Here is a 13936-nt window from a genome sequence, read left to right as displayed (position 1 = left end):
GATGAAGTATCAAAAATATAGTATTTGAAATGATATGGACGTCAAGGCAGGCTGTTTTCTATCGCTGGGAGGAAGAATGGGCGATCTGACACAAACAATAATCGGATACGACCTGTGGCATCTGGAACTTCCAGTAACGTCCCGCCGAGATCACGGTATCGGGTCTGTCGAAGGTGTTTGTGAGGTCGTGATCCTGCGCCTGAGGTCGGAAGATGGCAGTGAAGGATATGGCGAGGCCTCGCCCTGGTCAGTGTTCACAGGCACGCCAGAAGCGACCTATGCCGCACTCGACCGGTATCTGCGGCCTCTTGTCGTCGGTGCGAAAGTCGGGGATCGGGCGGCGATCATGGCGCGTGCCGCCTATGCGGTGGCCCATTGCACCGAGGCCAAAGCCGCTTTGGAAACTGCATTGCTGGATTTAGCTGGTAGGATCAGCGCGGTGCCAGTCTGGTCGCTTCTGGGTGGCAAGTACCGTGGAACCATCCCGCTAAGCTGTTCGATCGCCAATCCTGATTTTACTCAGGACATCGAACTGTTGGCACGGTTGCGGGACGATGGCGTCCGGATCGTCAAGCTAAAGACTGGGTTCAAAGATCATGCCTTTGACATCATGCGCCTGGAAAGCCTGGCCCGAAACTATCCTGATTTTTCTGTCCGCGTGGACTATAACCAAGGGCTTGCCATTGAAGACGCACCAGCACAAGTGCGGGACGTTGCGCAGTTCCATCCCGATTTCATCGAGCAACCTGTACGGGCTCATCACTATGACCTGATGGCAAATCTACGTCAGACGATCGACGTGCCCCTGTTGGCCGACGAAAGCGTCTTTGGTCCGGAAGACATGGAACGCGCGTCCCGAGACGGTATTTGTGACGGTGTCTCTGTCAAGATAATGAAATCCGCAGGCCTGACACGTGGTCAAACAGTTGCCCGCATCGCCGCGGCGCATGGTCTTAGCGCCTATGGTGGCGATATGTTCGAGGCTGGATTGGCGCATTTGGCCGGCACTCACATGATCGCCGCAACGCCTGAAATCACACTGGGCTGTGAGTTCTATCAGGCTTCGTACTTTCTGAGAGAGGATATTCTGGAGGAACCATTCGATGTAAGAAATGGTCATGTCGTTGTCCCTGATGGGCCAGGGTTGGGGGGCAAGCCAGACGTCACAAAGCTTGACCACTATGCCGTGGCCAAGGCGGTGGCGGCATGAGTGAATCCAAAACAATCGCTATCATCGGCGCAGGAATTGTCGGTGTTTCTGCTGCCGTTTGGCTGCAGCGGGATGGCCATGATGTAGTCCTGATCGACAAGGAAGGCCCGGGCGAGGGTACCTCGCACGGGAATGGCGGGGTGTTGGCGTCGTGTTCGATCGTGCCGGTGACTGTTCCGGGTCTTTTGAAGAAAGCCCCGAAAATGCTCCTCAGCCCGTCGCAGCCATTGTTTCTGAAATGGGGGTATTTGCCGAAGCTGGTCCCTTGGTTAATGCGCTACCTGCGCCATGCCAACGCTTCAGACGTTGACCGCATCGCATCCGCCTTGACGCCCATCATCGGAGACAGCCTGAACGACCACAAAGCGCTGGCCGAAGGCACGATCGCCGAAAGGTGGATCGTTCCGTCGGATTATCTGTTCTTGTATGAAAACCGGGCCCATTTCGAAGGCGATGCCTTTGGATGGGAAATCCGGCGCAAGCATGGCTTCCACTGGGAAGAGCTGGAGGGCAAGGCCTTTCAAGCCTACGATCCTGTCTTTAGCGAAGATATCGGTTTCGCCGCAAAGCTGGCGGATCACGGACACATCACCGATCCGGGGCGCTACGTTAAAGATCTCGCCGCGCATGTGGAAGCAAACGGTGGCAAGATCATGCGGGCCAATGTCGAAGACGTCGTTCGTGAAAACGGACAAGTCACTGGCGTGCGAGCCGGTGGGGAAACGATCGCGTGTGACACGGCGATCGTCACGGCGGGGGTCTGGTCTGGCCCACTGGCCAAGCGACTAGGAGTTTCAGTTCCTCTGGAAAGCGAACGCGGTTATCATATTGAATTGGTAGAGCCTTCTGCCATGCCGCGTAGCCCGGTTATGGTGGCCGCGGGCAAGTTTGTGGCGACGCCAATGGACGGACGCATTCGGCTGGCAGGAATCGTTGAATTCGGCGGTCTAGATGCGGCGCCATCACGCTCTCCGTTTGACCTGATGCGAAAAAATGCCCGGGCCGCGTTTCCCGGCGTGACATGGAAGGAGGAAGTGGAATGGATGGGGCACAGACCCGCTCCGGCTGACTCGATCCCGATCATTGGCGACGTACCTGGTATCAAAGGGGCCTATATGGGCTTTGGACATCATCATGTTGGCCTGACGGGCGGGCCAAAGACTGGACGCCTGTTGGCGCAAATGATTGCGGGCAGAACCCCGAACACGGATATGAGCGTCTATGCGCCTTCGCGTTTCACAACATAAGACAGACCGGTGAAAAACATCGACACTTTAGTACTCAATAGGGAGAAAACGATGAAACATCTAACCAACCTACTGGCAGCGACTGCTTTGACCGCCGCCACCGTGGCACCAGCACTGGCCGAGAAATGGGACATGCCGATGGCTTATTCGGCATCGAATTTCCATTCGGCGACAGGTGCGGAATTCGCCAAATGCGTCACTACCGGGACAGGCGGTGAGATCGAAATCGTCACCCACCCCTCGGGATCGCTGTTCAAAGGTGGTGACATCAAGCGCGCAATCCAAACCGGGCAGGCGCCAATCGGCGAACGTCTTCTTTCCGGCCACCAAAATGAAAATGCGCTGTTTGGGTTCGATTCTATTCCGTTCCTCGCCACTTCGTTTGACGACAGCGCGAAACTCTGGGACGCTGCCAAGCCGTCTATCGAAAAGCTTTTGGCCGAGCAGAACCTGACACTGCTTTACGCCGTGCCGTGGCCACCACAGGGCCTGTATTTCAAGAACGAGGTAAACTCGGTCGCGGATATGGCAGGCATCAAATTCCGCTCGTACAACAACGCCACATCCCGACTGGCCGAACTGACGGGAATGCTGCCGGTTACCATCGAAGCTGCCGAAATCAGTCAGGCTTTTGCGACTGGCGTTGCCGAGTCCATGGTGTCATCCGGATCGACCGGTTATGACCGTAAGGTTTGGGAAAGCCTGAGTTATTTTTATGAAGTAGACGCGTGGTTGCCGCGAAACTACGTCATGGTTAACTCGGAAGTTTGGGCCGGCGTGTCTGACGCCAATAAAAACGTCATTCAGGCTTGTGCGTCGCTGGCTGAATACGCCGGTAACTGGCGTGCCAAAGAATACACCGGGTTTACTCTGCAAGGTCTGCGCGATGGCGGAATGACTGTTGGTCCGGCTTCTGACCAGATGGTGGGTGAGCTGAAAGAGATCGGCGTGACGATGACAAACGAATGGCTTGAAGCGGCAGGGGACGAGGGCAAAGCCATCGTCGATGCATTCAACTCGTCGCAGTAAGCATCATAAGGCGGGCGGGGGCCAACCCTCTGCCCGCTGTCACTCAAAACGAACCACAGCGGGGACGGTATGGCGGTATTGCGAGGGCTTCGGTCCGTACTGGATTTCATCTATTTGGCGGCGGGTGTGCTGGCAGCGGTCAGCCTGATTGCCATATTGTTGCTCATCGTCGTTCAGATGCTTGCCCGCTGGACCGGAGAAGTATTTCCAGGCGCTCCGGATTATGCCGGATATGCGATGGCCGCGGCGTCGTTCCTTGCCTTCGCCAATGCGTTGAATCGCGGCAGCCATATTCGGGTGTCAATCCTGTTGAACTCTGTCCCGGACGGGGTGCGCCGTCTCCTTGAAATCTGGTGCTTTACCATCGGCGCAGCAGTGATGTGGTACTTTTGCTGGTACGCCTATCGCTTTGTCTACTGGAGCTGGAAGTTCAACGATATCAGTCAGGGTCAGGACAAAACTGCGCTGTGGATACCGCAGTCAGCCATGCTGATTGGGGCGATCATCCTCGCTATCGCCCTGACAGATCATCTGATCCATGTGCTGTTCCGGGGCGATCACCGCATCGTCCGTGATCTGGCCGATCAAAGCCACGGAGAATAGGGATATGGAGAACGTATCTGTCATCATCCTGTTTCTTTTTGTCCTTTTTACGCTGCTTGGGTCCGGCGTATGGGTTGGCCTTGCTCTGATGGGCGTAGCGTGGGTCGGAATGGAGCTGTTCACCACCCGACCGGTTGGTGACGTGATGATCACCACCATTTGGTCCGCCTCCTCCTCGTGGACGCTGACAGCGCTGCCAATGTTCATCTGGATGGGTGAGATCCTGTATCGAACACGATTATCCGAAGATATGTTCAAAGGACTGTCCCCTTGGATGGCCCCTATGCCCGGTGGGTTGGTGCACACCAATATCGTGGGCTGTACGGTCTTTGCCGCTGTGTCGGGGTCCTCTGCTGCCACTTTGACCACAGTTGGGAAAATGTCGATCCCAGAGCTGAGAAAGCGCAATTACCCCGAGAAGATGATCATCGGGACGCTGACCGGAGCGGCGACTTTGGGGCTTATGATCCCGCCTTCGCTGACGCTAATCGTTTATGGTGTGACGATTAATGAATCGATCACCAAACTGTTCTTTGCGGGCATTCTGCCGGGGCTTGTGCTGGCCACCATGTTCATGGGCTATGTCGCGATCTATTCGAAGGTGGGTAAAGACTGGAACCCGAACGATGAAAGCAAACTAAGTTTTTCAGAAAAGGTCAGGAATTCCCGTTTCCTGTTGCCGGTGATTTTGCTGATCACAGTGGTGATTGGATCGATGTATCTGGGCTATGCCACCGCAACCGAAGCGGCTGCTTTTGGTGTGATCGGGGGGTTGTTACTGGCGGCAGGTCAAGGATCGTTGAACTGGAAAACGTTCACCGAAAGCCTGATGGGAGCGACACGCACCAGCGCCATGATTGCATTGATCTTGGCCGGGGCCGCGTTCTTGTCGTTGTCCATGGGCTTTACCGGTCTGCCACGCGGGCTGGCGGATCTGATCGCTGGCTGGGAGTTGACCCGGTTCGAACTGTTGATGGTGCTTCTGGTTTTCTACATCATTCTGGGCTGTTTTCTTGACGGGATATCCTCGGTTGTGCTGACCATGGCAGTTGTCGAGCCGATGATCCGTGACGCCGGGATTGACCTGATATGGTTTGGCATCTTCATCGTGGTTGTCGTCGAGATGGCGCAGATCACGCCACCGATCGGGTTCAACCTGTTCGTGATGCAAGGTATGACGAACCACGAAATGAGTTACATCGCGCGCGCTGCCATCCCGATGTTCCTGATCATGGTTTTGATGGTATTCGTGCTGATCTGGTTCCCGGAACTGGCCACGTGGTTGCCTGACAACTTACGTCAGGGGCCCGGAGGTTGACGTCACACGCCTGGCACTTGTTCCGCAAACAGACAAAGAGCGTATTGAACTAGGGTAAAAAGTTCTGCTGCTGTTGTTTTAGAGCGAACAGATGTCAACGCGAACTCGTTGCTTTCCGACATTTGCTGCGCGTTGGAGTATCTGGGCGTGACATATCTGTAAAAGCCGAAAGAGCATAAATCGGAGTTCAAATTCGGCGCAAATAGAACCCAACGAATGGCAAGGAGTGGCATACGAACTAGTTCTCACGAAAACATACCAAAAAAACACATCGGATGCCGGTGTTCTTGTCGTTGGGACGGTTGTGTCAGGGCTAAAGGTCGCCATACGGGGTGGGCGTAACGCCCAAGCAGAAATGCAGACGCCGCGAGCTTTCGCTCATTTCAGACTCACCGAACAAGATTTGTGATAAGATATGACCAAGAAAGAGTTTTGCGGGGGGACGTCGTGAACCCGATCCAGAACTATCTTTATAACCAGCAGCGCCGCTCTGGACCTCGGCCTCTGCTGTGCTACAGCCCGTCAACAAGCCTGTATTTCGGCACTGACGGCAACGTATCAAGCTGCTGCTACAATCGCGAACCTCTAGGGTGTTACCCGACCCAATCAATCCGCGAGATTTGGGAGGGCCGTGCGCGCCAAACCCTGTGCAAACGCATCGCGGCGGACGATCTTGGCGGCGCGTGCAACGGGTGCGGGTCGCAAATCGAAACCGGAAATTTCGGAGCCGTTGTCGCACAGCATTTCGACCGCTGGACGCCAAATCCGGATCATCCAACTTCGCTGTCTTTCGAGTTGCATAATGCCTGCAATCTGGAATGCATCATGTGCAACGGAGAGCTTTCTTCGCGGATCCGTCGGTTCCGCGAAAGACGCCCAGCGCTGCCGCAGGCTTATGGCCAGCCCTTTGTCGACGAACTGGAAGAGTTCATCCCCCATCTTGAGGGCACGACATTTTATGGCGGCGAGCCTTTCGTCATGCGGCTGTATTATCGGATCTGGGAACGGCTCATCGCCCTGAACCCGGATTGCGAAATCACTATACAGACCAATGCGTCAATCCTTCCGGATCAAGCCCGTTCAGTTTTGGAACGCGGCAACGTGCATATCGGCATCTCGCTCGACAGTGTTCGGCGCGACACTTATTGCTCGATCCGTCGCAATGCCGACTTTGACACTGTGATGACAAACACACGCTGGCTGGCCGACTATTCGCGCCAGAACAACCGACCAATTGGTATTTCGGCCTGCATTATGACCGTCAACTGGCAGGAGCTGGTTGATCTGTTGGAGTTTGCCGATGAGCTTGGCGCGGTCCTATACTTCAATACGGTCTGGGAGCCGGAGCATCTGTCGCTTGCTTATGCCGCGCCAACATTGATCCAGAGAGTGATTGAGCTTTATGGCACGCTTGCGGTTGAACGTGGCCTCCGTGGCCCAACGCACGCTGCAGCAACGCTGACCTCGACAAATTTGGCGGGCTACGTCGCGCTTTTGAGCACATGGCATCAGGCTGCAATTCGGCGCGAGACCGAGGGCAAATTGGTGCAAACCACTGCTTTGGTGTAAGTTGGGCGGGTCAGCACGGCTACGATAGGGGCTGAAATGGCCAAAACTACCAGAAAACAACCAGCAAAAAAACCAACGAGGAAGGCAAAGCGGAGCGCGCCCAAACCTAAGCCCGCGCCAACGGAGTCTTCTAAGAAACCAACGAAAATTGAGAATGACAATCCGAGCCTGCAGCCGGCCCGCTCGGGGAAAGATGGGCAAGCCGACCTGCAGGCCGCGATGGAGGAAAGCTACCGTCAGCTACAGTCGATCTATACGGCCTTCACCCAGCAATACACCGACGCTGGGACACAGTATCAAAAGCTGTCGGAACAAGGATATGCGCCTGAGTTGGCTGACCTTTACAAAGAATTCACCGAAACGCGCGGTGCTGAGATCGCGCAGGAGGGTCTTCAGCTTGCCATTCGATATGCGGCATCGGCGCAAGTTTTGTCCAAACGATATACTGATGAACTTTTTCATTTCCTGAATACACGCGGAATGAACGGCTATTTGACCGACCCGGCACCAGATCCTCAGGCGGCATCGATTTCGCTGTCTGGTGCTGCGGGCACAACCCTGTCCGCTAGTTTTGATGTTGAGAACAGCACAGCCACCAGTGTCAGCCCCCGTGTTTCAACGACGCCGGTTCTGGATGACTCTGGTACGGCTCTTGAAGGTGCGATGATCGATGTCGTCCCAGAGCTTATCAACCTCGCGCCCGGTCAAAAGCAAACGGTAAAGGTTATGATACCGCTTGATGCTGACCTCTACCGCGAAGGGGTATGCTATTCGACTGCCCTTGTGATTGTTGGATTAGGTCAGGCGCGCAACCAATTGATTTCTTGTCAGATAGACGTCACGTAATTGGCCGCATCAATCGCCAGATACGGTAACTCCACTCACCCGACTTCATCGATTCATAGACAGCCGATCCAGGGGCGGCCAGAAAGTTGCTCATGTCCTGATCGCCTCCAAAGGCACCAAGGCGCGACGCCGCGATTTCGTCACATGACAGCAGCACATTAGGTGTGATGTCTCGTTCATCTTCAATCACAAAGCCCAGATCTTTCAGTAGTTCGAGGCATTGATGCAGTTTTCCGACCGGCAAGAGATCGGTGTACAGAAACGCACCACCCGGTCTCAGAACCCGCATGACCGATGCGTAGAAGCGCTGTATGGCAGGGTAGGTATGAGAGCTTTCGATGTTGGTCACAGCGTCGAACTGCGCATCCTTGAAAGGCAAGTCCTCGGCGTCGCCCTGCAGAAATGTCAGCCTGCCGTCAGTGTGTGTCTTTCGGCAAAAATCGATCGCCGCGCCTGAGAGATCCACGCCGGTGACCGCGGCGGGTTCGAAGAACTCAGCCAAGGTTCTGGCTGTTCCACCCCGTCCGCATCCCACATCCAATAGGGTTTTGCCATCAACAGGGTAGGTTCCGATCACTTCCAGCGCCAGTTTGACCGAGTTTCGGTTCATCATCTTGGCGCCAAGTTCTGCCTTTGATGCCTCTGGCGCACCGTTTGATACGTAGCCATAGTTCAGAAAATGTGCGAAGGCACCGAAAGCGGACCCATCCAGTTGTTTGGTCACACCGTCATACATGTCCTGAAAGCTTTTCTTAGCACCCTCCAAGCTTAGGTCCGGATCGGTTGCCGCAGAAGTATGATTGGCCTCGGCTGGTTGGGGTGGCTCCCGTTCCTTCCCTATGTTTTTCTCAATTAACGGGGCTAGCCCTGCAATCGTTGGCGCGTCAAAAATCTGACCGACCTCTGGGGTGTAACCAAACCGCTCTTCGATCCGCATTGTCATCTCAATGGCAAGCAGCGAATGGCCGCCCAATTCAAAGAACTTATCGTGGATACCGACGGGGCTTAACCCAAGAAGTTCTTCCCAAATCCCCGCGAGGATAGTCTCCATGTCGGTCTTTGGTGCCTCAAAGGGATTGGTCAGGTTCGGACGGTTATGGCCACCTGTTGAAGCTTTCGCCGTGTGTGGCGCGGCGGTGAAGTCGACCCATTCGGCTACTCTCGTCTTCAATGGTGTAGTGGAAATGGCAATCTGGTTGGCATCAAGCGCTGCCAGCCGCAAAAGCGCCTCGGCCCCATCTTCGGGCGAAATGGCATCTTCTCCGTGGATCTGATCTGCAAAAGCCCATTGATCCCAATTGACCGAGATCCACCTGGCGTCCGTGGGCCGGGACGCGGCAAAGCTGTCGAGCATCTGATTGGCAGCCGCATAATACCCCAGATTAACTCCGCCAAGAACCGCAGAAAGCGACGATCCAAGAATAACAAAATCCGGGGTATGACCTTTTAGTGCCTTGGCCAGCGTTTGTGCACCGCCGATCTTCGGATTAAGCTGGCGCGTCAGATCGTCGGATTTCAGCTTTTTCAGCTTTCCAAACCCGTCTTTCACGTTTCCCGCCATATGAAAAACACCATCAATTTCACCAAACGATTCCCGGCCATCGGACAGGGCTTGTTCAAGCGCCTGTTGGTCTGTCGCGTCAGCCTTCAGAGCAAGTACATGGCCCTTGCGGTCCAAATTCATCAGCGTGCGTGCAAGGGTCGCGGTCTTGTCAAATTCGTCCGACCCGGCGGTCAAGGCCTCCCAATTGGCCTTGGGTGGCGCGCCGTTTCGAGAAATGAGAACCAGTTTCGCCTGATACTTTTCGGCTAGCATCCGTGCGATCGACAATCCAATATTTCCGAGACCTCCAGTAATCACATAGACGCCGTTTGTTTTGAAAAGCGGCGAGGGATCAACGGGCTCCAACGGCTGCGCAGTGCAGCTCAGAACGTGTCTTTTGCCGCCAATATACGCGACGCTGGGCGTGAATTCAGACGCCTGTAGTTCGTCCAGCACCCAGCGCGCAAGCTGGTCCGCGGCGGCCGTAGATTGATCGTCTTTAGCGACATCCACAGTTGTGACCTGCAGTGATGAAACTTCCTGCCCCAATGTCTTCGCCAAGGCGAGGGTGGCTGACGCTGCAATGGAACATGTTCCATCGGGCCGAGCTGATTGTGCCTGCGCTGTCAGCGAAATCATCTGAAACTTCGCCATCCCATTCGTTTTGGCAAGTTCGATGGCCGCATTTTGCATTGTGCTTATGCAGGTTTCAGCATCTTTGAGCATCAGAGGCCAAAAGGAAACGACATGGGTGATCGGGCTGGCCTCAAGACTGAGTTTGGCGGCCAGTTGTCTCATGTGTTCCGGGTCATGGGGATTCACAACAAAAGATCCGTCTTTTCGCTGCATGAACCGTTTCCCCGCCGTGGCCTTGATGGTTGTTACGCCTTGCTCTTGTATTGAGTTCTGTAAGCTATTCGCAGCGCTGCGTTTGTCGCTGAAGATCAGCACGCGTGCTTCATCGGGAAAGGTGGATAAGTTCTCGATTGGTGTTTCAATCCAGTCAGGCACATAGGCCCAATCAACCATGGCCTTGCGCGAGGCGGCAGCCTGCATGCTTGGGTCTTCGCCGCCACCGACCCAGTAACTGTCGCGTTCGAACGGGTAGGGCGGCAGCGCCACCTTTCGCCGAACTTCGCCCCTGTAATATGTATGCCAGTCAATATCCGCACCTTGCGCCCACAACTGACCGAGCGCGTCCGTCACAAGATCGACCTCTCCCGAAGACCCCGCCTTGCTGTCCATCGACGACAGTGCAACAGAGTTGTTGCCCACAAGCTGAAGTCCGGCAAGGTTGGTCAGCGAGCGGCCCGGTCCGATCTCAAGGAAGATCGCATCTTGCAACGCCAGACCACCTTGCACACAGTTGGCAAAACGAACCGTGCTTCTGATATGCATGGCCCAATAGGCGGGGTCAGTTGCGGCCGTTGCCGTCAGCACGCTGCCAGTGAGGTTCGAGTAGGTGTCGACACTTGGCGGCCGCAAACGTACATCCTTGAAGGCCTCAATGAATACATCAAGGATCGGATCCATCATGGCGGAATGGAACGCATGAGACGTTCGCAGCAACGTCGGAGTGATCTTCTGGTTTTCAAGCCGTTTGGCCAGTCGTTTTATAGCTGGTGTCGGACCCGCCACCACTGTCATGCTAGGCGCATTGACGGTCGCCACCGCAATATCGTCCGGTAACAAAGGCCGTACGTAACTCTCGTCTTTCGGGATCGACAGCATTGCGCCGGGTTTGCAGGACGCCATCAAAGCACCGCGCCGCGCCACAAGCTTCGCCGCATCCCTCAAGGTCATGACCCCTGCGAGTGTCGCCGCCACGTATTCGCCAATGCTGTGACCAATCATGGCGCGTGGGCGAACGCCCCACGACATCCAAAGCTGGGCGAGCGCATATTCGACCGCAAACAAAGCGGGTTGTGTGAACTGGGTCTGCTTCAACTTATCAGCTGCGCGTTTTCGATCCTCTTTCGTTGGAAACACAATAGGTTTCAGATCCAGATCGGTTGCTGCCCGGAACGCGCGGCAACACCGGTCGAATGTGCGGCGAAAAACGGGTTCGGCCCGGTACAAACCTCTGCCCATATCCGGATATTGTGAGCCTTGGCCGGAAAACATGAACACGACGGGGCGGTCTTCGCCGTTGGACTGAAACGTGCGCACTTTTTCGGTATTGTGAGACAGAAGCGCGAGCGCGCTGCCGGCCGGATTGTCGGAGTCAACACGCACATAGCGCCGATGCACGAAACGGGTCCGGCCGGTTTTTGCGGTATAGGCAATGTCGGCGAGTTCAGATGAAGTTGCCGTCATGATTTGGCGGGCCTGCGCCAAAGCCAGCCGATTCAGCGCTGTCTCACTTCGGGCGGACATGACAACCAACTGCCGCTTGCGTCCTGGTCCTGAGCTGGTCTGCTTTGGCGGTTCTTCCAGAAGGACATGCGCATTTGTTCCGCCCACCCCAAATGAACTGACACCCGCGCGCCGAGGCCCGTCTTTTGCCTGTATCGTGGCAGCGTCGCGATTCACGTAGAACGGGCTTGTCGGAAAATCGATCCCCGGGGCGGGAACACTGAAATGGGGGTTGGGTGGCACTTTGCCGGTTTCGGTCACCAGTGCAGCCTTGATCAGACCGGTGACCCCAGCGGCGCAGCTGAGATGTCCCAGATTGGCTTTGACCGAACCAATTGAACAGAACTGCGTGTCATCCGTTGATTTGCGAAAGACACGCGTCAGGGCCGAAACCTCAATGGGGTCGCCGAGCATCGTCGCTGTTCCATGGGCCTCGATGTATCCGACAGAACGCGGTGCAATGCCTGCCATCTCAAAGGCAGTCTCAATCGCGCGCGCCTGTCCTTCTGCACTTGGCGCTGCATAGCTGACCTTGTTTGCTCCATCGTTATTGTGCCCGAAACCTCTGATCACGGCCCGTATGCGGTCTCCGTCGCGGATCGCCTTGTCCAGGCGTTTTAAAACAACAAGCCCGACGCCGCTGCCGACGATGGTGCCCTGAGCGGCGGCATCGAACGGACGGCATTGCCCGTCGGGTGACAAGATTCCACCCGCTGCAAACAGATAACCACGCCGCTGGGGAACTTTCACCGTCACTCCGCCGGCCAAGGCAATATCGCAGCTTTCTTCCAGTAGGCTTTGGCAGGCAAGACACGTAGCAACCAGCGATGTCGAACACGACGTCTGAACGGTTATAGCTGGACCGGTCAGGTTCAGCTTATAAGCCACCTGAGTGGCCATGTAGTCTTTATCGTTTGTTATCATCAATTGCATGCCGTCCAAAAATCCCAGACGATCAAGATTGCGATTGATCAGATAGAGGTATCCGGACAATTCGCACCCGCCAAACACGCCGATATCACCCTTGTAGCGGTTGGGGACGTACCCGGCATCTTCCAGACTGTGCCAGGCGCATTCCAGAAACAGGCGGTGTTGAGGATCGGTCAGTTCGGCGTCACGGGGGCTGAACCCAAAGAACTCGGCGTCGAACTTGTCGACATCTTCGAGAAGAGTGGCTTTGTTGACGTAGTTTGGCAGTTCGTGGATGTCTTTGGGAACACTTGCTCCTTCCATTTGTTCGGCTGTCAGCGTTGTTACGGCTTCGCGCCCGGCCAGAAGGTTTTGCCACAGCTCTTCGACAGTCGCAGCGCCGGGAAAGCGGCCCTGCATTCCGATGATCGCGATGGAGTTTTCATCCGGCGCGATGGAAGTCCTTTGAGTGTTCATTCAGAGAGCCATCAACATAATCAAACAATGAGTCGGCGAAACCCGGGTTAGAAAAGGGAAAGAAGTGATCGCCCGCAAAAAGACGACACTCGAACCGAAGGCGCGTCCGATGGCGCCAGCCGAGAACGGCATCAAATGGAACCCGCGGGTCGTTATCAGAGCCTACGGCGAGGATAGGGCAATCAAGCGGCGGATGGTTTTCTGCGTCATCCGCGTCGTAACGTTCCAGCAAGGTGAAATCGGCGCGCACAGCAGGCAACACCCGGTCCATCAAGTTAGCGTTGGCGAGAACGTCGGCCGGTGTCCCATCAATCGCTTCCAGCTCTTTCAGAAACGCGACGCGCGGCAAGCCGGATATCGCGACCTCATGGGTGGCCATTTGTGGCGCGCGCCCAGCGACAACAAGCAAATTGGGCACGCGACCCTTTGCCCCCAACGCTCGGGCTGTTTCATAGGCCAAAAGTGCCCCGAAACTGTGCCCGAACAGGGCATAGGGCCGATCCGTGAGCGGCAGTATTTTTGTGACGACGGCAGCGAGGAGGGACGACCACGATTCAACAGGGATGTGGTTCAATAGCGCTCCTCGACCTGGCAATGTTATGGATCTGACGTCCAAAACCGGCGCAAAACCGCTTATCCAATCTTGAAAGCGCTCTCCCGCACCGCCTGCATGCGGAAAACAGAGCAGGCGACCGGACAGGCCTGCACAGGTAGCGTCATGCGGATTCAATGCGATTTCAACACTCACAGCGTCTGTCACCTCTGGCGATGATTATCGGCACGCGCTGCGCACCTAACCACTGATCTGCCTGTACCATAACACAAATTGG

The 13936-nt window shown here is 55.6% G+C and carries 9 protein-coding genes; 7 read left to right on the top strand and 2 right to left on the bottom strand.

Translation table 11 applies throughout. The features are described from left to right. The first annotated feature begins 76 nt into the window (after window positions 1-76). From ACR0BU_RS01705 to ACR0BU_RS01675, 7 genes are all read left to right on the top strand, one after another. The gene (locus tag ACR0BU_RS01705; RefSeq protein WP_299078037.1) at window positions 77-1210 is read left to right on the top strand and encodes an enolase C-terminal domain-like protein; all 1134 of its coding nucleotides are present in this window, start codon (window positions 77-79) and stop codon (window positions 1208-1210) included. Continuing rightward, on the top strand, window positions 1207-2457 hold the full coding sequence (locus ACR0BU_RS01700) for an NAD(P)/FAD-dependent oxidoreductase (RefSeq protein WP_480735080.1): 1251 nt from the start codon (window positions 1207-1209) through the stop codon (window positions 2455-2457). The genes ACR0BU_RS01705 and ACR0BU_RS01700 overlap by 4 nt, the downstream gene beginning before the upstream one ends. A 51-nt stretch (window positions 2458-2508) precedes the next feature. Then, window positions 2509-3486 carry a TRAP transporter substrate-binding protein gene (locus ACR0BU_RS01695; protein ID WP_299078043.1) on the top strand — a complete coding sequence of 326 codons (978 nt, stop codon included), beginning with the start codon at window positions 2509-2511 and terminating at the stop codon, window positions 3484-3486. A 69-nt stretch (window positions 3487-3555) separates the two neighbouring features. Further along, complete coding sequence (locus ACR0BU_RS01690) at window positions 3556-4089, top strand: TRAP transporter small permease (protein ID WP_480735082.1); 534 nt, start codon at window positions 3556-3558, stop codon at window positions 4087-4089. Between the two features lie 4 nt (window positions 4090-4093). Continuing rightward, window positions 4094-5407, top strand: a complete 1314-nt coding sequence (locus ACR0BU_RS01685; protein ID WP_298932818.1) for a TRAP transporter large permease — start codon at window positions 4094-4096, stop codon at window positions 5405-5407. 447 nt (window positions 5408-5854) lie between these two features. Further along, the gene (locus ACR0BU_RS01680) at window positions 5855-6976 is read left to right on the top strand and encodes a radical SAM protein (protein ID WP_480735084.1); all 1122 of its coding nucleotides are present in this window, start codon (window positions 5855-5857) and stop codon (window positions 6974-6976) included. 219 nt (window positions 6977-7195) lie between these two features. Beyond that, on the top strand, window positions 7196-7822 hold the full coding sequence (locus ACR0BU_RS01675) for a hypothetical protein (protein ID WP_298932815.1): 627 nt from the start codon (window positions 7196-7198) through the stop codon (window positions 7820-7822). Here ACR0BU_RS01675 and ACR0BU_RS01670 read toward each other — a convergent pair. After that, window positions 7815-13106, bottom strand: coding sequence for an SDR family NAD(P)-dependent oxidoreductase (locus tag ACR0BU_RS01670; protein ID WP_480735086.1), 5292 nt, complete (start codon window positions 13104-13106; stop codon window positions 7815-7817). The genes ACR0BU_RS01675 and ACR0BU_RS01670 overlap by 8 nt on opposite strands. Further along, window positions 13072-13854, bottom strand: coding sequence for a thioesterase II family protein (locus ACR0BU_RS01665; protein ID WP_480735087.1), 783 nt, complete (start codon window positions 13852-13854; stop codon window positions 13072-13074). Before ACR0BU_RS01665 ends, ACR0BU_RS01670 begins: the two co-directional genes overlap by 35 nt. Between the last annotated feature and the right edge of the window lie 82 nt (window positions 13855-13936).

The sequence above is a fragment of the Ruegeria sp. CK2 genome (assembly GCF_056536585.1).
The sequence above is the reverse complement of the archived record's forward strand: the minus strand, read 5'-3'. Positions and strand labels throughout refer to the sequence as shown.

Coding starts and splice junctions, on each gene's coding strand:
- ACR0BU_RS01705 (WP_299078037.1), top strand. CDS start 77: ATGGGCGATCTGACACAAACAATAATCGGATACGACCTGTGGCATCTG.
- ACR0BU_RS01700 (WP_480735080.1), top strand. CDS start 1,207: ATGAGTGAATCCAAAACAATCGCTATCATCGGCGCAGGAATTGTCGGT.
- ACR0BU_RS01695 (WP_299078043.1), top strand. CDS start 2,509: ATGAAACATCTAACCAACCTACTGGCAGCGACTGCTTTGACCGCCGCC.
- ACR0BU_RS01690 (WP_480735082.1), top strand. CDS start 3,556: ATGGCGGTATTGCGAGGGCTTCGGTCCGTACTGGATTTCATCTATTTG.
- ACR0BU_RS01685 (WP_298932818.1), top strand. CDS start 4,094: ATGGAGAACGTATCTGTCATCATCCTGTTTCTTTTTGTCCTTTTTACG.
- ACR0BU_RS01675 (WP_298932815.1), top strand. CDS start 7,196: ATGGAGGAAAGCTACCGTCAGCTACAGTCGATCTATACGGCCTTCACC.
- ACR0BU_RS01670 (WP_480735086.1), bottom strand. CDS start 13,106: ATGAACACTCAAAGGACTTCCATCGCGCCGGATGAAAACTCCATCGCG.